The organism is Pseudomonas abietaniphila (assembly GCF_039697315.1).
Lineage (GTDB): Bacteria > Pseudomonadota > Gammaproteobacteria > Pseudomonadales > Pseudomonadaceae > Aquipseudomonas > Aquipseudomonas abietaniphila_B.
Map to the genome: position 1 here is coordinate 1,779,747 of NZ_CP155619.1, position 21,250 is coordinate 1,800,996.

Annotated in this window: 16 protein-coding genes and 1 riboswitch; of the genes, 14 read left to right on the forward strand and 2 right to left on the reverse strand. The window is 61.3% G+C overall.

Annotation, left to right across the window (positions count from 1 at the left end):
• The first annotated feature begins 464 nt into the window (after nucleotides 1–464).
• The 4 genes from ABDX87_RS07910 to ABDX87_RS07925 all read left to right on the forward strand — a co-directional run bounded on the left by ABDX87_RS07910 (nucleotide 465) and on the right by ABDX87_RS07925 (nucleotide 4,533).
• A complete protein-coding gene (locus tag ABDX87_RS07910; protein ID WP_346833456.1) occupies nucleotides 465–1,451 on the forward strand; it encodes a Bug family tripartite tricarboxylate transporter substrate binding protein in 987 nt (328 codons plus the stop codon).
• Nucleotides 1,452–1,531: 80 nt separating this feature from the next.
• Entirely contained in the window at nucleotides 1,532–1,990 is a 459-nt protein-coding gene (locus ABDX87_RS07915; RefSeq protein WP_346832377.1) for a tripartite tricarboxylate transporter TctB family protein, read from the forward strand.
• 1 nt (nucleotide 1,991) lies between these two features.
• Entirely contained in the window at nucleotides 1,992–3,506 is a 1,515-nt protein-coding gene (locus tag ABDX87_RS07920) for a tripartite tricarboxylate transporter permease (protein ID WP_346832378.1), read from the forward strand.
• Entirely contained in the window at nucleotides 3,499–4,533 is a 1,035-nt protein-coding gene (locus tag ABDX87_RS07925; protein ID WP_346832379.1) for an AbrB family transcriptional regulator, read from the forward strand. Before ABDX87_RS07920 ends, ABDX87_RS07925 begins: the two co-directional genes overlap by 8 nt.
• 123 nt (nucleotides 4,534–4,656) lie before the next feature.
• Here the strand turns inward: ABDX87_RS07925 and ung are convergent, their stop codons facing one another.
• On the reverse strand, nucleotides 4,657–5,352 hold the full coding sequence (gene ung, locus ABDX87_RS07930) for a uracil-DNA glycosylase (RefSeq protein WP_346832380.1): 696 nt from the start codon (nucleotides 5,350–5,352) through the stop codon (nucleotides 4,657–4,659).
• A 171-nt stretch (nucleotides 5,353–5,523) separates the two neighbouring features.
• Between ung and ABDX87_RS07935 the strand changes: the two genes are divergently transcribed.
• On the forward strand, nucleotides 5,524–6,636 hold the full coding sequence (locus ABDX87_RS07935) for an enoyl-CoA hydratase/isomerase family protein (RefSeq protein ID WP_346832382.1): 1,113 nt from the start codon (nucleotides 5,524–5,526) through the stop codon (nucleotides 6,634–6,636).
• A gap of 191 nt (nucleotides 6,637–6,827) precedes the next feature.
• On the opposite strand, the gene ABDX87_RS07940 is transcribed toward ABDX87_RS07935, so the two are convergent.
• Nucleotides 6,828–7,358, reverse strand: a complete 531-nt coding sequence (locus ABDX87_RS07940) for a hypothetical protein (protein ID WP_346832383.1) — start codon at nucleotides 7,356–7,358, stop codon at nucleotides 6,828–6,830.
• 277 nt (nucleotides 7,359–7,635) lie between these two features.
• Nucleotides 7,636–7,740, forward strand: a riboswitch (guanidine-I (ykkC/yxkD leader).
• Nucleotides 7,741–7,799: 59 nt separating this feature from the next.
• Between ABDX87_RS07940 and ABDX87_RS07945 the strand changes: the two genes are divergently transcribed.
• The 9 genes from ABDX87_RS07945 to ABDX87_RS07985 all read left to right on the forward strand — a co-directional run bounded on the left by ABDX87_RS07945 (nucleotide 7,800) and on the right by ABDX87_RS07985 (nucleotide 21,127).
• A complete protein-coding gene (locus tag ABDX87_RS07945) occupies nucleotides 7,800–8,867 on the forward strand; it encodes a putative urea ABC transporter substrate-binding protein (protein ID WP_346832384.1) in 1,068 nt (355 codons plus the stop codon).
• Nucleotides 8,868–8,894: 27 nt separating this feature from the next.
• Nucleotides 8,895–9,710 carry an ABC transporter permease gene (locus tag ABDX87_RS07950; protein ID WP_346832385.1) on the forward strand — a complete coding sequence of 272 codons (816 nt, stop codon included), beginning with the start codon at nucleotides 8,895–8,897 and terminating at the stop codon, nucleotides 9,708–9,710.
• A complete protein-coding gene (locus tag ABDX87_RS07955) occupies nucleotides 9,707–10,471 on the forward strand; it encodes an ABC transporter ATP-binding protein (protein ID WP_346832386.1) in 765 nt (254 codons plus the stop codon). Before ABDX87_RS07950 ends, ABDX87_RS07955 begins: the two co-directional genes overlap by 4 nt.
• 12 nt (nucleotides 10,472–10,483) lie before the next feature.
• On the forward strand, nucleotides 10,484–11,209 hold the full coding sequence (locus ABDX87_RS07960; protein WP_346832387.1) for an urea amidolyase associated protein UAAP1: 726 nt from the start codon (nucleotides 10,484–10,486) through the stop codon (nucleotides 11,207–11,209).
• 11 nt (nucleotides 11,210–11,220) lie between these two features.
• A complete protein-coding gene (locus ABDX87_RS07965) occupies nucleotides 11,221–11,844 on the forward strand; it encodes an urea amidolyase associated protein UAAP2 (RefSeq protein WP_346832388.1) in 624 nt (207 codons plus the stop codon).
• Between the two features lie 124 nt (nucleotides 11,845–11,968).
• Nucleotides 11,969–15,928 (forward strand): urea carboxylase, encoded by a 3,960-nt coding sequence (locus ABDX87_RS07970; RefSeq protein ID WP_346832389.1) that lies wholly within the window; start codon nucleotides 11,969–11,971, stop codon nucleotides 15,926–15,928.
• 159 nt (nucleotides 15,929–16,087) lie between these two features.
• Nucleotides 16,088–19,303 (forward strand): dermonecrotic toxin domain-containing protein, encoded by a 3,216-nt coding sequence (locus tag ABDX87_RS07975; protein WP_346832390.1) that lies wholly within the window; start codon nucleotides 16,088–16,090, stop codon nucleotides 19,301–19,303.
• A 112-nt stretch (nucleotides 19,304–19,415) separates the two neighbouring features.
• The gene (locus tag ABDX87_RS07980) at nucleotides 19,416–20,897 is read left to right on the forward strand and encodes a sensor domain-containing diguanylate cyclase (protein WP_346832391.1); all 1,482 of its coding nucleotides are present in this window, start codon (nucleotides 19,416–19,418) and stop codon (nucleotides 20,895–20,897) included.
• On the forward strand, nucleotides 20,894–21,127 hold the full coding sequence (locus ABDX87_RS07985) for a cysteine-rich CWC family protein (protein ID WP_346832392.1): 234 nt from the start codon (nucleotides 20,894–20,896) through the stop codon (nucleotides 21,125–21,127). Before ABDX87_RS07980 ends, ABDX87_RS07985 begins: the two co-directional genes overlap by 4 nt.
• The last annotated feature ends 123 nt before the right edge of the window (nucleotides 21,128–21,250 follow it).

A 21,250-nucleotide genomic window follows, 5' to 3' on the forward strand; every position in this document is an offset into this window, starting at 1 on the left:
TTCTCCCGATTCAGGCGTTTGGTGGAGGCGGAGTTTACAGGCGCGCTGCCGTCTGTGAAGGCTTGAAACACTTCAAACCTTTCCCCCGCGATCCATCCCATGTTTGGCAGGCACTCCATGAAAGGTAGTTGAAAGGTTGATGAAAGCTTCGCCCATTAGGATCCGGTTACGACTTGTTACGGTTGCCCTCATTCCGGGGTCCGTGACACGCAGGTCGTGACGAAAAACGCCTCGATGCGTTTTCAACAATAAAAACAATATCGGAGTCACCGGTGATGACCTCACTGCAATCCTCGGCCACAGTGCCGTCTGAATCCCATTCTGTTTTGAGTACACTTCGCGGTTTTGCTGCGCGGTGCATCGTCACGTCCTCCTTCCTGATCACCCTGGGTCCACGACGCCGTGGGTATCTTTGCCCGATCAAATAAGCCGAACGCACCCAAAAACAACAACTCCGTTGGAGACTGACCATGAACCTATCGTTGCGCCGAATCAGCGTCGCCGCCAGCTGCATGCTGGTAGCCACTCAACTGTGGGCAGCCGAGCCCAATCGTCCTGAATGCATCGCACCGGCATCGCCGGGCGGTGGTTTCGACCTGACTTGCAAGCTGGCGCAAAGCGCCTTGGTCAACGAGAAGATTCTGACCAAACCGATGCGCGTGACCTACATGCCCGGCGGCGTGGGTGCGGTGGCGTACAACGCCGTGGTCGCACAGCGCCCGGCAGACGCTGGCACGCTGGTCGCTTGGTCCAGCGGTTCGTTGCTGAACCTTGCCCAAGGCAAGTTCGGTCGCTTCGACGAAAACGCGGTGCGTTGGCTGGCGGCGGTCGGCACCAGTTATGGCGCGATTGCAGTGAAAGCCGACTCGCCCTACAAGAGCCTCGACGATCTGGTCAAAGCCTTGAAAGCCGACCCGAGCAAAGTGGTCATCGGTTCCGGCGGCACCGTCGGCAGTCAGGACTGGATGCAGACCGCACTGATCGCCAAAGCAGCCGGTATCAACCCGCGCGACCTGCGTTATGTGGCGCTCGAAGGCGGCGGTGAAATCGCCACCGCCCTGCTCGGCGGGCACATTCAGGTCGGCTCCACCGACATCTCCGACTCCATGCCGCACATCCTCAGCGGCGACATGCGCCTGTTGGCCGTGTTCTCCGAGCAGCGTCTGGACGAGCCGGAAATGAAGAACATCCCGACCGCCAAGGAGCAAGGCTACGACATCGTCTGGCCGGTGGTGCGTGGCTTCTACCTCGGGCCAAAGGTGACCGACGAGGAATACAACTGGTGGAAAGCGGCGTTCGACAAGCTGCTGGCCTCGGAAGACTTCGCCAAGTTGCGTGACCAGCGCGAGTTGTTCCCGTTCGCCATGACCGGTGACGAGCTGGACAAGTACGTGAAGACCCGCGTGGGTGAATACAAAGTGCTGGCCAAGGAATTCGGCCTGATTCAGTGATTGGACCGCATTGTTCGGTTCTCGATTGACTGACTTGAGGGTGGCGCCGCCTGCGCGGTGGCGCCATCCGGGAGCTTCCCATGGTCTTGCAACGCATTTTCGCTCTCGTGCTGCTATTGGCCTGTATCGGCCTGGCGCTGATGGCCTGGCCTTATCAGGCACCTTTTTCCTACGAACCCGTGGGCCCGCGGGCGTTTCCGCTGCTAATGCTGGCGCTGATGGGCATTTCGCTGTTGTACATGGTGTTTCGTCCAACGCCGATCAAGCACTCCGAAGACGAGCCACCGCTGGATCGTCCGACGCTGATCAAGATCGCCGTGTGCACCGGTCTGCTGCTGATCTTCGCGGGGCTGTTCGAGCCGCTCGGTTTCGTGCTGAGCAGCATTCTGGTCGGCATTCCCATGGCACGCCTGTACGGCGGCCGCTGGCTGCCCAGCATCGTCATCATCGTGCTGATGAGCATTGGTCTGTACGTGCTCTTCGACAAAGTGATGGATGTGCCCCTGCCCCTCGGCCTGCTCGACGTTCTGGAGAATTGATATGGATACTCTCGGCTATCTCGGCCAGGGTTTCGGCGTCGCGCTGACCCCGTACAACCTGGTCACAGCCCTTTCCGGCACGCTGATCGGCACCATTGTCGGCCTGCTGCCGGGCCTGGGTCCGATCAACGGCGTGGCGCTGCTGATTCCCATCGCGTTTGCACTCGGTCTGCCGCCTGAATCGGCGCTGATTCTGCTGGCAGCGGTCTATCTGGGTTGCGAGTACGGCGGGCGCATCAGCTCGATCCTGCTCAACATTCCAGGCGAAGCCTCCACGGTGATGACCGCGCTGGACGGTTACCCGATGGCGCGCCAGGGTCTGGCGGGCGTGGCGCTATCATTGTCGGCCTGGAGCTCGTTCATCGGTGCGCTGATCGCAACCTGCGGCATGGTCATGTTTGCGCCGTTGCTCGCCAAATGGGCCATCGCCTTCGGCCCGGCGGAATACTTCGTGCTGATGGTGTTTGCCATCGTCTGCCTGGGCGGCATGGCGGGTGATCGGCCGCTGAAGACCTTCGTTGCGGCGCTGATCGGCCTGTTCCTGTCGAGCATCGGTATCGACGCCAACAGTGGCGTGTATCGCTTCACCGGGGACAACATTCACCTGGCGGACGGCATCCAGTTCGTGGTGCTGGTGCTCGGTCTGTTCTCGATCAGCGAGATCCTGCTGTTGCTGGAGAAGACCCATCGTGGCCAGGAAGCGGTAAAAGCCACCGGGCGCATGATGTTCAACCTCAAGGAAGCGAGTTCGGTGTTCGCCGTCAACATTCGCTGCGGCCTGATGGGCTTCATCATGGGTGTGTTGCCGGGTGCCGGTGCGACGCTTGCCAGCGCCGTGACCTACATGACCGAGAAGCGTATCGCCGGTGCCAGCGGCAAATTCGGACAGGGTGACATGCGCGGTCTGGCTGCTCCGGAAACCGCCATCGGCGCCACGGCGTGTGGTGCATTGGTGCCGATGCTGACCCTGGGTGTTCCGGGTTCGGGCACCACGGCCGTGATGATCGGCGCGCTGTCGCTGTACAACATCACGCCGGGCCCGCTGCTGTTCCAACAGCAACCAGACATCGTCTGGGGCCTGATTGCTTCGTTGTTCGTCGCCAACATCATGCTGGTGATCCTGAACATTCCGATGATCCGCATCTTCACCCGCATCCTGGCCGTGCCGAACTGGGCGCTGGTGCCGGTGATCGCGATCATTACCGGAATCGGTGTCTACGCGGTCCACGCCACCACCTTCGACCTGTTCCTGATGGTCGGCATCGGCATCTTCGGTTACATCCTGCGCAAGCTGGACTTCCCGCTGTCGCCGATCCTGCTGGGCTTTATCCTCGGCGGCCTGATGGAGCAGAACCTGCGCCGCGCGCTGTCGATCTCCAACGGCTCGATGGACATTCTGTGGTCCAGCCCGATCACCCTGGGTGTCTGGGTGGTGACGGCGTTCATGTTGGTGCTGCCGTTGATCCGCATCTGGCGCAGACGCGCCGTGCAGCGTCGCGCTCTGGCCGATGTCTGATCGACCCTTCAGAACGTGGTGGGGAACGCCGCTGGTCGGCCTGCTGGGGGGTTATCTCGCCAGCCAGGTCGGCTGGCCGTTGCCCTGGATGGTCGGCTCGTTGCTGGCGATCATCCTGGTCCGCTGCCTGACCCCTTGGCAGCTGGCTGAAATCCCCGGCGGCCGCAAATGCGGCCAATGGGTGGTCGGCATCGGTATCGGCCTGCACTTCACCCCCGTCGTCATCGAACAAGTCCTTTCCCATTTCGGCCTGATCTTCATCGGTGCACTGGTCACCAGCGTGTCCAGCGTGGTGGGCGTGTGGTTGATGCTGCGCACCGGTGAGGACCGCGCCACGGCGTTCTTTTCCAGCATGCCTGGCGGCTCGGGAGAGATGGTCAACCTCGGCGCTCGCAATGGCGCGGTTCTTAGCAATGTGGCGGCCGGTCAAAGCCTGCGCGTGCTCGCGGTGGTCCTGTGCGTTCCGGCGATTTTCAAATACCTGATGGGCAATGGCGCCCCGCCGTCCCATGCCACGGTCGTCGACTGGACCTGGCTCGCGTTGCTGTTCCCGCTGGGCGGGTTAGTTGCCTGGCTGTGGCAGCGCCTGAAACAGCCCAATCCGTGGCTGTTCGGGCCATTGCTGGTGAGCGCGGTGATCAGTGTCAGTTTCGACCTGCACCTCGGCCTGCCCGAGGGCGGCAGTCAGATCGGGCAATGGTTGATCGGCAGCGGTCTGGGGTGCCACTTCAACCGCGCGTTCTTCCGCCGCGCGCCTTCTTTTATTGGGCGGACGCTGATCGGGACGGCGCTGACCATGAGCATCGCGGCGCTGTGCGCGTTGGCATTGAGCACGGCAACCCACCTGGACCTGCGCTCATTGACCCTGGGGATGATGCCCGGCGGCATCGCAGAAATGAGTTTGACGGCCGAAGTGCTGCAACTGTCGGTGCCGCTGGTCACGGCGATGCAGGTGATGAGGTTGCTGTTCGTGTTGTTTCTGGCGGAGCCGTTGTTCAGGTACTGGAATCGGCAGGCAGCGGTGTGAGGTCTGCCTGTGATGATCGTTCCCGCGCTCCGCGGCCCTTGACGCGGAGCGCCAATAACGGCGTCCCCACGCGGAGCGTGGGGACGATCAACATGCTCCGCGTGGGTACGATCAAAAGCGCACCTAAACCTGTTCAGGCAAGCGCCACTCAATCGGGGTCAGTCCGTTCTGCTGCAGATACTTGTTGGCCAGTCCGAAATGCCCGCAGCCTAAAAAGCCTTTGTACGCCGACAACGGCGACGGATGGACGGCGGTGAGGATCAGGTGCTTGGTCGCATCAATGAGCTTTTTCTTGCTCTGTGCGTGGGCGCCCCACAGCAGGAAGACCAGGTGCGGCTGATGCGCGCTGACGGTTTCGATGATCTTGTCGGTGAAGTGCTGCCAGCCCTTGCCCGCGTGTGAGGCGGCATTGGCGCGTTCGACGGTCAGCGTGGTGTTGAGCATCAGCACGCCCTGATCCGCCCAGGACTGCAAGTAGCCATGGTTGGGGATGTCGATATTCAGGTCGCGCTTGAGCTCTTTGTAGATGTTCACCAGCGACGGCGGCGCCGGTACGCCCGGTTGCACGGAGAAGCACAGCCCGTGCGCCTGGTTCGGGCCGTGATACGGGTCCTGACCGAGGATCACCACTTTCACGTTATCCAGCGGCGTTGAATTCAGGGCATTGAAGATCAGCGGTCCCGGAGGATAGATCTCCTTGCCCGCCGCATGCTCCTGGCGCAGGAACTCGCGCAGCTCGCCCATGTAAGGCTTTTCGAATTCTTCGCGCAGCGCCTGCTTCCAGCTGGCCTCGAGTTTGATGCGGTCGTCGTCTGTCATGGTGGTATCCGGCAAAATCAATGCGCGGACTTTAGGGGCTGTGACCCATTATTTCCAGCGCAACGCGTCGCGGGTTTTCTACACTCCTCTGCAACACCTGATTGCAACTTCCCGGCAGACGCAGGACTCACAGTCCTTAACGGATGCCCGTACCACGCACACGAGGTTACGATGAATCTGCAATTCGAAGAGCTTACCGGCACCGACGGCGCCCGTCTGGGCATCGCCACGCTGGATGCGGAAAAATCGCTTAACGCGTTATCCCTGCCCATGATTCTGGCGCTGCAGGATCGCCTTGATGCCTGGGCCAGCGACCCTCAGATTGTCTGTGTCCTTTTACGCGGCAACGGCGAGAAGGCGTTCTGTGCGGGCGGCGACGTCCGGGCGCTGGTCGAAGCGGGCCATGGCAAACCGGGAAACGTCCCGCCATTGGCAGCGCAATTCTTCGCGGCTGAATACCGTCTGGACTACACGCTGCACACATACCCGAAACCGCTGATCTGCTGGGGGCACGGCTACGTGCTCGGGGGCGGCATGGGGTTGTTGCAAGGCGCCAGCATTCGCGTGGTGACCCCAAGCAGCCGTCTGGCCATGCCGGAAATCAATATCGGCCTGTTCCCAGACGTCGGCGCCAGTTGGTTTTTGTCGCGCTTGCCCGGTAAGTTGGGGTTGTTTCTGGGTCTGACCGGGTCGCACATCAACGGCCGCGATGCACTGGACCTGGACTTGGCTGATCGCTTCCTGCTGGACGATCAACAGGAAGAAATGATTGATCGGCTGTTGCAGTTGAACTGGCAGGAACAGACCGCCGTGCAGCTGAACAGCCTGTTCAAAGCGCTGCAACAGGAAGCCGCCGGGCAGCTTCCGCCTGCGCAATGGCTGCCGCGTCGCCAGCAGATCGACGAGATTCTCGATGTGGCGGACGCGCCGTGTGCCTGGAACGCCCTGAAACATCAGCTTAATTCACAGGACGCGCTGCTGGCCAAGGCCGCAAAAACTTTGACCGAGGGTTGCCCGTTGACGGCGCAGTTGGTGTGGGAACAAATTCAGCGGGCTCGGCACATGTCATTGGCTCAGGTGTTCCAGATGGAATACTGCATGAGCCTCAATTGCTGCCGTCATCCGGAATTCAGTGAGGGTGTACGGGCGCGCTTGATCGACAAGGATCACACGCCGCACTGGCATTGGCAGGACATCGCAACGATACCGCTGGCGGTGGTGGACGCGCATTTCGAGAAGGCATGGGAAGGCAGGCATCCGTTGGCGGATTTGTCGGGGTATTGAGACGAATGGCCCAAACACCGAAAAGCCTGTGGGAGCGAGCTTGCTCGCGAAAGCATTCGACCTTCAATTAAACCTTGCCTGACAGACCGCTTTCGCGATCAAGCTCGCCCCCACTAAATCTGTGTCGGCTCACTCAATCAGGTTTATATCCTCAAAAAAACGGCGCTCCTGAGAGCGCCGTCTGCGTTGGCCTATCGGTTCCCACCGCCGGGGCCGCCATGCCCGCCTCGGCCGAAATTACCGTCTTCACGGAAGTTGCGGCCGCCGCCGGAAGGACGCCCTGGGCCTGGACCTCCGCCACCCGGATTGCCGTGCCAGCCGGAACCTGGGCCCGGGCCGTTGCCGCCGCCCGGTCGTGGACCTTGAGGCGGTGGGCGATAACCGGAGCCACCGCCGTGGTACCCGCCGCCACCGCCGTGCCAGCCCCCGCCTCCGTAACCGGGGCGACCACCGCCATACCCGGGACCGTAATAGCGCGGAGGAGGTGCATAGTATCGGGGTGGATTGTAATAGCGCGGGCCCGAGTAATAGCGCGGCGATGAGTAGTACACCGCAGAGCCGTAAGCGGTCGGACCATAAGGACGATAGGTGTCATACACGTATCCGCTGCTGTAGCCGCTGCTATAGACAGGCTGCGTGTAGGTGTCCGATTCGTAATAGCCTCCGTAACATCCTGCAAGAGACAACGTCATCAAAACGGTGAGCAAGCTTCGTCGATACATGGCGGCCTCCTGGACCGCGATAGAGCTCAAACCAGCGGCGCTGGTCGGCGTTCCCAATACTGCCGAGAACGTAACTTCAGACTGCAAAATCCCCTCCGAGTGCCCCAGCTCAGGCCCCAGCCGCCAGACGGCGCCCCGCAACAGTGCACGTATGTCACGTGAAAAAATCCTGTTCGTTGCTCGCCCCCATGGCCTGCGGGCCCTGTGGCGACTTGGCACAACTCTCGCTTAGCAAAGGGTGTGCAGGAGTCAACTCAGGTTCGCGGCACCACAATTTGCAATAGCCGACTAGGGTTCCGGCTCGCTTGAAGAAGCGAGTGGCTGGTCCGAGAGTCGGCGACCTCCAGTAGAGGTTACACGGCGGGATAAAAGCCCGGGAGACAGGACACCAGTGGTGTCGCCGTGCTCCTGACCGCCCCTTTTCGCTACTGGAGGTTAACCATGCAAAAGTCCCGTCTGTTCGGCCTGCTCACCGCCGGCCTCATCGCTGCATTTAGCCTCTCGGCCATCGCCGCCCCGAAGAAAGACTTCAACGTCTGCTGGACCATTTACGCCGGCTGGATGCCATGGGAATACGCAGGCACGCAAGGCATCGTCGACAAGTGGGCCAAGAAGTACAACATCAACATCAAAGTCACTCAGCTCAACGACTACGTCGAGTCGATCAACCAGTACACGGCAGGCCAGTTCGACGGCTGCACCATGACCAACATGGATGCCCTGACCATTCCGGCCGCAGGCGGTGTGGAAAGCACCGCGCTGGTGGTCAGCGACTTCTCCAACGGCAACGACGGCATCGTCATCAAGGGCAACGGCAAGAAAGTCACCGACCTCAAGGGCATGGACGTCAACCTGGTCGAGCTGTCGGTTTCCCACTACTTGCTGGCCCGCGCGCTGGACTCGGTGGACATGACCGAGAAAGACCTGAAGGTCGTGAACACGTCCGACGCCGACATCTCTGCGGCGTTCAACACCGATCAGGTCAAGGCCGTCACCACCTGGAACCCGATGCTTTCCGACATCAAGGCCAAGCCTGGCGTCACTGAAGTGTTCGACTCCAGCAAGATCCCCGGCGAAATCATGGACATGATGGTGGTCAACACCCAGACCCTCAAAGACAACCCTGCACTGGGCAAAGCCCTGACCGGCGCCTGGTTCGAAGTCGTCGCCTTGATGAACGCCAAGAACGCCCAATCCAAGGAAGCGCTGGAACACATGGCCAAGGCCTCGGGCACGGACCTCGCCGGCTTCCAGTCGCAACTGGACACCACCAAGCTGTTCGCCACGCCTAAAGAAGCCTTGGACTTCGCCACCAGCAAGCAACTGCCGAGCACCATGCGCAAGGTCGCTGACTTCTCCTTCGAACACGGTCTGCTCGGCGAAGGCGCCAAAGACTCCAGCGCCGTCGGCATGAGCTTCGCCAACAACGTGACCGAAGGCGACAAGGGCAACCTCAAACTGCACTTCGACCCGAGCTATGTGCAGATGGCCGCCGACGGCAAGTTGTAAAACCCGCTCGCTGCAAAGGTCTTCGTTATGCGCTTGATTAATCGCCGCCCGGATCGCGCCAGTCGCCTGATTCTGGTGATCCTGCCGTTCGCCCTGTTGCTATTCGCCTACTTCACGGGCTCGGCAACACGACTGACGGAAAACCCCAACGACAAGCTGCTGCCCAGTGCGGTGCAGATGACGGATGCAATCAAACGTGTGGCGATCATTCCCGATCAACGCACGGGCGAATACATTCTGTGGCAGGACACCGCGTCGAGCTTGCAACGTCTGGCCATCGGCCTTGCGATCAGTGCTGTCGTCGGGCTGTGTCTGGGCATCGCTTCGGGCGTGCTGCCGCTGTTCGGCGCGCCGTTGTCACCGCTGCTGACCGTGCTGTCGATGGTGCCGCCACTGGCGATTCTGCCGATCCTGTTCATCGTCTTCGGTCTGGGCGAGCTATCGAAGGTGATGCTGATCGTGATCGGCATCACCCCGGTGCTCGCCCGGGATCTGGAACAGCGCGCCCGGGAGATTCCGGTTGAGCTACTGATCAAGGCCCAGACGCTGGGCGCGTCGACCTGGACCCTGATTCTGCGCGTTGTGCTGCCGCAGTTGCTGCCACGTCTGTTGATCTCTCTGCGGCTGGTATTGGGCTCGGCGTGGTTGTTCCTGATCGCGGCGGAAGCCATCGCGTCCACCGACGGTCTGGGTTACCGGATCTTCCTGGTGCGGCGTTATCTGGCGATGGACATGATCCTGCCCTACGTGGCCTGGATCACCCTGCTCGCCTGGTTGATGGACTGGGGCCTGAAAGCGCTGACACGCAAGGCGTTCCCTTGGTACGAGGGCGCGCGGGCATGAGCTTCATTACGGTCAATAACGTCTGGCAACAATACGACGATCAAGTGGTGCTCGAAGGCCTGAACCTGAGCATCGCCGAGGGTGAGTTCTGCACATTGGTCGGCGCTTCAGGTTGCGGCAAATCGACTTTCCTGCGCCTGCTGCTGGGCCAGGAAGTGCCGAGCAAAGGCGCGATCCTGCTGGACGGTCAGCCCATCGCCGAAGAGCCGGATGCCAGCCGCGGCGTGGTGTTCCAGCGTTACTCGGTGTTCCCGCACCTGTCGGTGCTGGACAACGTGGCGCTGGGCCTTGAACTGCCTCGTTCGGCGCTGCTGGGCCGACTGTTCGGCAACGCCAAGCGTGAAGCGCGGGAACAGGCCTCGGTGCTGCTGCACAAGGTCGGGCTCGGCCATGCGCTGGACAAGTATCCGACGCAGCTGTCCGGCGGCATGCAACAACGGCTGGCCATCGCTCAGGCGCTGATCATGAAGCCTCGCGTGCTGCTGCTCGACGAGCCGTTCGGTGCACTCGACCCCGGTATCCGCAAAGACATGCACGCCCTGCTGCTGGAGCTGTGGCGCGAAACCAAACTGACGGTGTTCATGGTCACTCACGACCTGTCCGAAGGCTTCAACCTGGGCACGCGTCTGCTGGTGTTCGACAAGGTCCGCATCGACCCACACGCCCCCGGTGCCTACGGCGCACGCATCACTTACGACATTCCCCTGAACAGCGATCGTCGCGCCGCGCGCGCGGCCATTGAATCGCTGCAAACGGTTTGAAGGATTTTCGACATGACTGATTCAACTGCTGTGTTCCCCGTATTTGCCGAAGAACTGCTGCCCGGCGGCGGCCACCTGTCGTTCGTGCTCAAGCGCGGCGAATTGCTGCGCCTGACCGACCTCAACGGCAACGCCAACGTCAGCCTGACGATGTTCAACGCCCATGAGAAAACCGAGCGTCTGAACCTCCCGGACAGCCTCAAATGCCAACACACCGCCAAGCTCACCACCGGTCATTGCCTGTACTCGGACATGGGCCGCGTGCTGGCGGCGATCACCTCCGACACCTGCGGTTGGAGCGACAGCATTGGCGGCGTCTTGTGTGCTGAGGAAGTCACGGAGAAGTACGGCCAGGGCCGCTATCAGGAACTGCGCAACGGCTTCTTCCGCAACGGCACCGACAACCTGCTGGTGGAAATGGGCAAGTGGGGCCTGGGCCTTTCCGATCTGTTGATGACGCTCAACCTGTTCAGCCGGGTCAATGTCGACGACCACGGCGCACTGGCCTTCGTGCCCGACAATTCGAAAGCCGGTGACTGCATCGAGCTGTATGCCCCCATGGACACGCTGGTGGTGCTCACCGCCCTGCAACACCCGATGGACCCCAACCCCGAGTACGCGCCACAACCGGTCAAGTTGAGCTGGATGAAGGCCGACGCCAGCGTCGCTGAACACTGCCGTACGTCCCGCGAGGAAAACGTGCGCGGTTTCATCAACACCGACCGCCTGTTTGCTTGAGGATTGCCGCCATGAACACGCCACAGAAAAATGCACCCGTTTCGATCACCCACATCCCGGCTGGCGAACCGTCGCTGACCGAACTCAAGGCCGGGCAAACCCTGCGCCTGCTGGACCTCGAAGGCAATCAGGCCGTCGACACGCTTTTTTACAGCCTGACCAACCCCCGCGAGCGTTATGACGTGCAGCGCACGTTGCGGCGGCAGAACAACGTCTACCTGAGCAAAGGCAGCGTGCTCTATTCCAACCTCGGCAAGCCGATGCTGACCATCGTCGAAGACACCTGCGGTCGCCACGACACCCTCGGCGGTGCCTGCGCGCAAGAGAGCAACACCGTGCGTTATGCGCTGGAAAAACGCCACATGCACAGCTGCCGTGACAACTACTTGCGCGCATGTATGCACGACGGCCGTCTGGGCAAGCGCGACATCAGCCCGAACATCAATTTCTTCATGAACGTGCCGGTCACCGCCGAAGGTGGGCTGACGTTCGAAGACGGCATTTCCGGTGCGGGCAAATACGTTGAACTGCGCGCCGAAATGGACGTGATCGTGCTGATTTCCAACTGCCCGCAGCTGAACAACCCGTGCAACGGCTATAACCCGACGCCGGCTGAATTACTCGTCTGGGACTGATCGTTACCTACGCATCGATTCGACGTTTTGGCGCGAGGGACGGCCTTCGTGCAACGAGTACAACAGCGGGACGGCCCGCTACCCAGTTTGAGATCGACGCAGGTCAGTCTCCGGGGTCAAAACCATGTTCGACACACTGCTGATCGCCAACCGCGGCGCCATTGCCTGCCGCATCCTGCGCACCTTGCGCGCCCTGAACGTTGAAGGCGTTGCCGTCTATTCGGAAGCCGACGCCGCCAGCCTGCACATTCTGGAGGCCGATCAGGCCCACAGCCTCGGCGAAGGCGGCGCAGCCGGCACCTATCTGGCGGTGGACAAGATCCTCGCCATCGCGCAATCGACCGGCGCCAAAGCGATTCACCCCGGTTATGGGTTTCTCTCGGAAAACGCCGCCTTTGCTCAGGCTTGTGAAGACGCAGGTATCGCCTTCGTCGGCCCGACGCCTGAACAGCTGCGCGTCTTCGGCCTCAAGCACACGGCCCGTGCGCTGGCAAAACAGCACGGCGTGCCAATGCTAGAAGGCACCGAGTTGCTGGACAGCGTCGAATCGGCCCTGAACGCCGCCGAGATCATCGGCTATCCGGTGATGTTGAAGAGCACCGCAGGTGGCGGTGGCATCGGCATGCGCGTGTGCCGCAGTGCCAACGAATTGAGCGAATCGTTCGAGGCGGTCAAACGCCTTGGCCAGAACAATTTCAGCGACGCGGGTGTGTTCATCGAGAAATACATCCAGCGCGCGCGTCATCTGGAAGTGCAGGTGTTTGGTGATGGTCAGGGCGAGGTCATTGCCTTGGGCGTTCGCGACTGCTCAGTGCAGCGTCGCAATCAGAAAGTTCTGGAAGAAACCCCCGCGCCGAACCTGCCGGAAGGCATGGCCGAGGAACTGTGCGCTGCGGCGATCAAGCTGGCGAAAGCCGTCAGTTATCGCAGCGCCGGGACCGTGGAGTTCGTCTTCGACAGCGACGATCAGCGTTTTTATTTCCTTGAAGTGAATACCCGCTTGCAGGTCGAACACGGTGTGACCGAGCAGGTCTGGGGCGTGGATCTGGTGAGCTGGATGATCCAGCTGGCAGCCGGTGACCTGCCCCCTTTGGCTGACTTGCAAGCGGGTTTGCAACCCAGCGGCCATGCCATTCAAGCGCGGTTGTACGCCGAAGATCCAGGTCGGGACTTTCAGCCAAGTCCGGGCTTGCTGACGTCCGTTCACTTCCCGCCCGCCGATGGCAAGCAGTTGCGCATCGACACGTGGGTTGAGGCCGGTTGCGAGATCCCGCCGTTCTTCGACCCGATGATCGCCAAGGTCATCTGCTGGGCGCCGGATCGCGCAACCGCCAGTGCCGGGCTGGCACAAGCTTTGAGCGACACGCGCCTGTATGGCGTGGAAACCAACCGCGACTACTTGCGCCAGATCCTCGCGGATGCGCCCTTTGCCAGCGGCCAGCCGTGGACGCGATGCCTGGAAGGTCTGGTGTATCACGCCGACACTTTCGAAGTGCTGAGCGGTGGTACGCAAACCAGCGTGCAGGATTATCCGGGTCGGCTGGGTTACTGGGCGGTGGGCGTACCCCCGTCAGGTCCGATGGACAGCCGCTCCCTGCGGCTGGGCAATCGTCTGCTCGGCAACCCCGAAGGCTGCGCGGCGCTGGAAATCACCATGAGCGGGCCAATGCTGCGCTTCAACACTGACGCCGTCGTGGCGGTGACCGGAGCCATGATTCCGGTAACGCTGGATGGCCACGCACAGCCGATGAATCAGTCGTTTTTGGTCACCGCAGGTTCGACCCTGGCGCTCGGCACCCTCGCCGGCGCAGGCGCACGCAGTTACCTGTGCGTGCGTGGCGGCCTGGATGTGCCGGATTATCTGGGCAGCAAAAGCACGTTCACCCTTGGTCAATTCGGCGGGCACGGCGGTCGCGCCTTACGGGCTGGCGACGTGCTGCACATTGCGCCGTTGACCGACCGCAGCGTCGGAGCGCAATTGCCTGCGGCACAGGTACAGGCCTTGCCCGCTGTGCGTGATATCCGGGTGATCTACGGCCCGCACGCCGCACCGGAGTATTTCACCGAGGGTTACATCGACACCTTTTTCAGCACTGACTGGGAAGTGCATTTCAACTCCAGCCGCACCGGCGTGCGCCTGATCGGGCCGAAGCCTGAGTGGGTGCGTGCCGATGGCGGTGAAGCCGGGCTGCACCCTTCGAACATCCACGACAACCCGTATGCGATCGGTGCCGTGGATTTTACCGGCGACATGCCGGTGATTCTTGGGCCCGATGGACCAAGCCTGGGCGGTTTCGTCTGCCCGGTGACTATTATCGAAGCGGACCTGTGGCAGTTGGGACAACTCAAGGCCGGGGACAAGGTCCGGTTTCATCCCGTCAGCCTCGAGGCCGCGCGCGCAGCCTTTTGCAGAGGCGTGGATGGCGCCTCCGATATCGCAAGCGAACCACAATCCTGTGGGAGTGAGCTTGCCCGCGATGACGATAGGTCCGACGCCAGAGATGCAGCGGGTGTATCGGCCTCTTCGCGAGCAAGCTCGCTCCCACAGGGAGTAAATAACGCCTCTGATATCGCAAGCGAACCTCAATCCTGTAGGAGCGCGCTTGCCCGCGATGACGGTGGGTCCGACGCCAGAGATGCAGCGGATGTACCGGCCTCTTCGCGAGCAAGCTCGCTCCCACAGGGAGTAAATAACGCCTCAGATATCGCAAGCGAACCACAATCCTGTGGGAGTGAGCTTGCTCACGAAGAAGGCCGCACATTCAATACAGCGCTTGCGTCGGATACCGGGCTTTCGCGGGCAAGCGCGCTCCTGCAGGGGGTGACGTTGACCTCACCGGTTGTGTTGGACATCGGACAGGATGATAAAAGGCTCGTCGCGCGCGTATCCGGCGACACCCATCTGCTGTTGGAGATTGGTGCCGCTGAGCTGGATCTGGTGCTGCGGTTCCGGGGCCACGCGCTGATGCAGGCACTGGAAAGCAAACACCTGAATGGCGTGATCGACCTGACGCCCGGCATTCGCTCGCTGCAAGTGCATTACCAGCCCGAGCAGTTACCCCTCACCGAGCTGCTGAACATCGTCGCGGGCGAATGGGACGCGGTGTGCGCCAGCAAGAACCTCGAGGTGCCGTCGCGCATCGTGCATCTGCCTCTGTCGTGGGACGACCCGGCCTGCCAGCTCGCCATCGAGAAGTACATGACCACGGTGCGCAAGGACGCGCCGTGGTGCCCGAGCAATCTGGAATTCATCCGTCGCATCAATGACCTGCCGAATCTGGACGAAGTGCAGCGCACGGTGTTCGACGCCAGCTATCTGGTGATGGGGCTGGGCGATGTCTACCTCGGCGCGCCGGTCGCCACCCCGCTGGACCCACGTCATCGTCTGGTGACCACCAAGTACAACCCGGCGCGGACCTGGACCGCCGAAAACTCGGTCGGCATCGGCGGCGCCTACATGTGCGTCTACGGTATGGAAGGGCCCGGTGGTTATCAGTTCGTGGGGCGCACCCTGCAGATGTGGAACCGCTACCGCGCCGTCGAAGCGTTCGACGGCAAGCCGTGGCTGCTGCGCTTCTTTGACCAGATTCGGTTCTACCCGGTCAGCGCCGACGAGCTGCTGAAAATCCGCCGTGACTTTCCGCTCGGACGCTATCCGCTGCAGATCGAACACACCACGCTGAATCTCGCCGACTACCAGGCGTTTCTGGCAAAAGAAGCGGAGAGCATCGCAGCGTTCCGAAACCAGCAGCAAGGCGCGTTCAATGCCGAGCGCGAACGCTGGATCGCCAACGGGCAGGCCACGTTCGAAAGCGATGAAGCGGTCGCCGAAAGCGTCGAAGAAGCCGCTGTTCCCACCGGTCACCTGAGCGTCGACAGCCACATTGCGGGCAACCTCTGGCAGGTTCAGGTCAACGTGGGGCAGCGTGTCGAGGCAGGCGAGACGCTGGTGATTCTCGAATCGATGAAAATGGAAATCCCCCTGCTTGCCCCGGTTGCCGGTGTGGTTCAGGAGGTGCGCGTTCAGCCCGGCTCTGCCGTACGCGCGGGCCAGCGCGTGGTGGTGCTCGAAGCAGAGCACTGACAGCGAGGGCGGCGCTGATTAGGCGCCGCCCTTTCCTACGACCAACGTTCGGCAAGATCTGTAACAGATCCCTCTCTACAAAACGCGTTACATAGATATGCTTTTTTAGCCCTCAAGCACGACATAGTGCACCGCTCATTCCGTCATTACTGTCTTGCCATGAGCCACAGCGACAACGCCGCCACCCACAATCCGCCCGCCCTCCTCAACCACAAACAACTGGCCAGAATGCGCAACAGCGCCGTCGCACGGATGCTGGCGGGTTCGATATGGATTCTGAAAGCATGGCAACTGGACCTCGAATTCCCGCCCACAATTCACGCTTACCTTAATCAACGGCTTGCAGACGCCTTACGCGAAAGGCTTGGCCGGCCCATCGATCCGGACACATTGCATATCCATTTCACGACCGTAGAAAACCCAACCGTGGAGAACAACGGCGAGGAACAGTTCGATCTGCGCCTGTCCGTCCGCGACCTCGGCCGTGCCGTGCTCGATCCTCCGGCCTTTCTGGCGCTCAAGCGCTGCGCGGAGCCTGACCGACCGCTGCACGATGACTTCCCGCACTTCACGCTGGCCACGCTGTTTGCGCTGTTCATCAATGCGCACTGGACCCGTGACTACGAAGCGCTGGTGCAGCGGTTCTGGGAGCGGCATGGCGACACCTGGCAAATGCTCGCGACCCTGTCGTTTCTCGAAGCGCTGCGTCTGTCGCGGCGCCGCAAACGCATCAGCGAAGACGGCTACGTCCTCGCGCTGGACGCTGCGGGGTTCGAGTGGTTTCCAAAGACCTTGTCGGCACTGACCACCGAAAGGCGTACCCACCGCTCGGCAGTGCATCTGCTGACCCTCAACGACGAGCTCATCCCGGGCGTATTTCATCTGAGGTCCCGGTTCACGGGGCATTGCTACATTCACGTACTCGGCGCCCGCCCCCACTGCCACGAATACATCAGCGACGATGAGCCCTGGGATCAGGACGCCGTCATCAAAGCGCTAAACGCCTCACCCTGGCACCGAATGCACCTGGATCTTTCTCAGGCGCCGAACACACTAGGGCTGAGCGAGCCGGTGGAGGACCTCTTCACACAACTGAGGCAGGCCCATCGGCAATTTTCCATTGACCGGCTCACGACCAGCAGTCCTTTCGAATCTGGGGCACACGCTCCAGAGGACGAAGACGATGTGCTGATGGCGCCGATCCAGCCCGCGATGTCACTGGTCAGTGTGCTGGATCACTGGCATGGCGAACCGAAGATCCTCGACCGCATCCCCACACCGACGACTGTCGCGAACCGGATCATGGGCAATTGGCTCAAGGGGCTCGATGCCGCACTCCCCCATGACCTGGATCCCAAACACGTTTTCATCCGTTACCTGCGAGGCACCTCGACCACGCCGTGGGGCGATCCGCAGCGACCGCCCACCCACGTCGTCGTACCGAGTGAAACGCCGGTCAGTCTCAGTGAGGCACTGATCAGAAACTACCGGGAAGAACGCGCCAGCGGGTATACCGATGAGGGGGGGCGCTCGGTGGTGTACTTGGATGCAAGCGCCAAGGGCGTCTGGTCGCCCGAGGCAGAACTGTCGATCACACCCGCCAGTGTTGAAGCTCATATCGACAGCATTGAATTTCTTGACGTGATGGGCAGACGCCTCAAGCGTTTCTGGGGCAAGCAAGGCCCTGCCATTGAGCGTTCCCTGAAAAAAACCTTTATGGCGCAGGCGGTGTTGAGCCTGAAAAATGGCGAGCTTTCTCTATCAGCGTTCAACCTTTTGGTGACTGCGCTCGACGAGACTCAGCAAGATGTCGCGCAACGTCAGACTCGCTGTCACGCGCTGGGCTTTTACCTGAACGCAGGCTCTGTGACGGGAGCGGACGCGCCAGCCTGTGTCGGCCTGCTGCTGTTCCGCCACAAAAAACAGCCGACCGGCGTGCTTTATCAAGCAGGTCAGAAGCAGCCCTTCGTGGAGCTCGATGGCGCCAGGAACCTGGCTCAGCACCTGACCCACGCCGCGGCGGATGAACACTGGCGCAAGACGCTGCTCAACTACATGCCCCGCCGTTTTCACGAGCGCCTCGCTTATATCACCGCACTCTGGGGAGGTACCGTCCCTGTCCCTCCGCCGGTTTCCGACCTGCGCCCTTGGACCGAGCGGATTTACAACGAAGACGTGTACAAAACCCGGCAAGGTGGCGTCGCGGAACACGAGGTTGGCGGCTGTCCACTGGCGTTCATGGCCAGCGGGTTACGACAGAACGGCCACGATGACGCCGGAGACAGCATTGTCACGGATCGCGAGGTCGCGATACACCACTGGACGCAACAGGTGAGCCGATTGCAGCTGCTGCTGGCGCCGATGGCATTGCTGATGCCTGTCGCCGTCATTGCCTCGCTGACCGCGAGCGCCGCAAGCCTGGCGCTGAATGTTCAGGCCGCCAGTCTGCCGGGGCACCGCGCAGCCGAACGAAAGCAGGTCTTCTTCGCGGTCCTCAGCCTGGGCCTGTTGCAACTGGGGCCCGCAACGCCACGCCTGCTGCGGATGTTCACTCAACTCGCCACGCCTGCGAAGGCGATTGGCGTTGCACGCGCCCTGCCGTCCTCCCGAAGTTTCGGTGAGTGGCTAAGGGGCGCTACGCACTCGCGGAAAACCTACATGAGCACCTTCTTCAACGGCACAGGCCCGATGAAAACCTGGAGCCTGCTCGGCAGCGGCATGTTCGGCGTCGAGCCGGTCAGGGCGTGGAAACTGGGGCGCAAGTTTTTACTCTGGACATCGGATCGAAATCAGGCGCGCACGCTGGTGGTCAGCAGCCACGGTTATTACCTGCCCTGGACCCGCACCACGGCCATTCCCAATGGCACGGAACTGCGCACCTACGCGCCCCATGGCCAGACGCTGATCGATCCGACCTTGCACCGCGTTGCCAGCCAGAACGTTATCCCTTACTCGATGCTCAACACCACGCAGCCCGTGCCCGGCCCCAGCACCCCGCCTTTCTCGTCCTGGCTGGAAGCCGACACCCTGATGGCCGGAACCTCACTGCCGGGACGGATCAAGAACTACACCCTGGCAAAATTCCAGAGCGAGCACTACGAAAGCTATCGCTACATCGGCCACATCGTGCGCAACACTCAGCAATCGCCGCTGGCCGGACAATTACCCGCAACGCCCATGGACGTCCTGACGGTGCGCAATCGTTTCGGCATGACCAACCCGACCTTGCAGGACCTGTTCAACGAACTGAATCGCCATGGCATTCATTACGACAAAATTCTGCTGGTGCACTGCCGCTGCTCGGCAGTCAACTCGCTGCTCGGGCGAGTGCCCGACTTTCAAGCGCCGATCGGTAACGCGCCGATCAGCCCGTAGTTGCCGGCCATCAACCGATCAGTCGTTAACAGCAGCCTCCCATGGCGCAACAGGGTGGCCGCAGGCTAGCATGTCCCAATCTACGGACTTTTTACATTCAAGCGGACTGGTCATGCCCCTTCGTTCCACGCTCCACTCACAACGCTCCCTGCTGTTGACGTTGGTGATCCTTCTGGGGAGCGGCTTTCTGGCGACATCCTTGCTCAGCTATTTTGCTTCGCGAGATGCCATTCGAGACAGCATCGTCAACACCGAGCTGCCACTGACGTCGGACACGGTTTATTCCGAAATTCAGAAGGACCTGGTCCGCCCGGTGTTGATCTCATCGATGATGGCTCGCGACACCTTCGTGCGCGACTGGGTCGTGGCCGGCGAAAAAGACCCGCAGCAGATGACCCGTTACCTCAAGGAGGTCATGGATCACTACGGGGCCTACACGGCCTTCTTCGTCTCCAACCACAGCCTGACCTACTACCAGGCCAAAGGCATTCTGAAAAATATCAGCCCGGACGAGCCCCGTGATGTCTGGTACTACCGTGTGCGTGACATGGCCGATCCGTACGAGATCAATGTCGACCCGGACCTGGCGAACAAGGACAACCTGACCTTCTTCATCAACTACAAGGTCTTCGACTACAACGACAACTTCATCGGCGCCACAGGTGTGGGGCTGACCGTCGACGCCGTCATCAAGCTGATCGACCGCTACCAGCAGCGTTATCAACGCAGCGTGTACTTCGTCGACACCTTTGGTCGACTGGTCCTGACGGGCGCGCAAGGTGGTCCGGGCGGCGCGAAAATTGGTGAGGTCCTGCGCGACCTGCCCGACCTCAAAGCGCTCCAGCAGCAGATGCCGAAGCCGCAAAGCGGCAGCTACCAGTACGACTCGCCGGATGACGCGCACTTCCTTAACGTGCGCTACATCCCCGAGCTGAACTGGTACCTGTTCGTCGACAAGCGCGAAGATGGCGCGCTCAACGAGATTCGCCAGTCGCTGTACCTGAACCTGCTGATCTGTCTGGCCGTGATGGTGCTGGTGCTGTACCTGCTCAATCGGGTCATCCGCCGCTTCCAGGTGCGCATTGAAACCCAGGCCATGCTCGACAGCCTGACCGGCCTGCCCAACCGTCGCGGGTTCGACCGGATCGCCATGGATGCCATCGCAGATGCACGCCGCGAACACAAAGCGCTGTCGGCCATGCTGCTGGACCTGGATCACTTCAAGCGCCTGAACGACACCCACGGCCATCTGGCCGGTGATGAAGTGCTTACGGGGTTTGCGGATGATGTGCGACGTTGCCTGCGGGACACGGACATCATTTGCCGATGGGGCGGTGAGGAGTTCATCATCCTGCTCAGGGACACTAACAGCAGCGGTGCCCGACGCGTCGCCGAGAAAATTCGTCTGCTGGCCGAGCAGCATACCTACGTCTTCACAGGCGCTGCCCTGCAAGTCACGGTCAGCCTAGGCCTGACCGAATTGCATCCCGGCGACACCCTGCAAAGCCTGATTGCCCGTGCCGACCAGGCGCTCTACAGCGCCAAGCAGAACGGCCGTAATCGCGTCTGTACCGAGGTGGCAGAACCGGCATGAACCCGTCTGAATCAAGCCCCGACACCTGCCCCGTCTGCGGCATGAGCAATCGCTGCACGCTGGCTGATCCGCGCACCGTGGATCAGCCGTGCTGGTGCTTCACCGAAACCATTGACCCTGCCGTGCTGGCCGCTTTGCCGGAAGCCCTGCGCAACAAGGCATGCCTCTGTCCACGCTGCGCCGGCCTGGCTCAGGCCATCGAAACCGAACAGATTCAACGACCGGAATGATCCATAGACGGTCAAACAGGTCTCGAAAAACCTGTGGGAGCGAATTCATTCGCGATGTGGCGGGCAGCCGATATCGATGTGCTGGATGTACCGGCCCTTCGCGAATGAATTCGCTCCTACAGG

Coding starts and splice junctions, on each gene's coding strand:
- ABDX87_RS07915 (WP_346832377.1), top strand. CDS start 1,532: ATGGTCTTGCAACGCATTTTCGCTCTCGTGCTGCTATTGGCCTGTATC.
- ABDX87_RS07920 (WP_346832378.1), top strand. CDS start 1,992: ATGGATACTCTCGGCTATCTCGGCCAGGGTTTCGGCGTCGCGCTGACC.
- ABDX87_RS07925 (WP_346832379.1), top strand. CDS start 3,499: ATGTCTGATCGACCCTTCAGAACGTGGTGGGGAACGCCGCTGGTCGGC.
- ung (WP_346832380.1), bottom strand. CDS start 5,352: ATGACAGACGACGACCGCATCAAACTCGAGGCCAGCTGGAAGCAGGCG.
- ABDX87_RS07935 (WP_346832382.1), top strand. CDS start 5,524: ATGAATCTGCAATTCGAAGAGCTTACCGGCACCGACGGCGCCCGTCTG.
- ABDX87_RS07940 (WP_346832383.1), bottom strand. CDS start 7,358: ATGTATCGACGAAGCTTGCTCACCGTTTTGATGACGTTGTCTCTTGCA.
- ABDX87_RS07945 (WP_346832384.1), top strand. CDS start 7,800: ATGCAAAAGTCCCGTCTGTTCGGCCTGCTCACCGCCGGCCTCATCGCT.
- ABDX87_RS07950 (WP_346832385.1), top strand. CDS start 8,895: ATGCGCTTGATTAATCGCCGCCCGGATCGCGCCAGTCGCCTGATTCTG.
- ABDX87_RS07955 (WP_346832386.1), top strand. CDS start 9,707: ATGAGCTTCATTACGGTCAATAACGTCTGGCAACAATACGACGATCAA.
- ABDX87_RS07960 (WP_346832387.1), top strand. CDS start 10,484: ATGACTGATTCAACTGCTGTGTTCCCCGTATTTGCCGAAGAACTGCTG.
- ABDX87_RS07965 (WP_346832388.1), top strand. CDS start 11,221: ATGAACACGCCACAGAAAAATGCACCCGTTTCGATCACCCACATCCCG.
- ABDX87_RS07970 (WP_346832389.1), top strand. CDS start 11,969: ATGTTCGACACACTGCTGATCGCCAACCGCGGCGCCATTGCCTGCCGC.
- ABDX87_RS07975 (WP_346832390.1), top strand. CDS start 16,088: ATGAGCCACAGCGACAACGCCGCCACCCACAATCCGCCCGCCCTCCTC.
- ABDX87_RS07980 (WP_346832391.1), top strand. CDS start 19,416: ATGCCCCTTCGTTCCACGCTCCACTCACAACGCTCCCTGCTGTTGACG.
- ABDX87_RS07985 (WP_346832392.1), top strand. CDS start 20,894: ATGAACCCGTCTGAATCAAGCCCCGACACCTGCCCCGTCTGCGGCATG.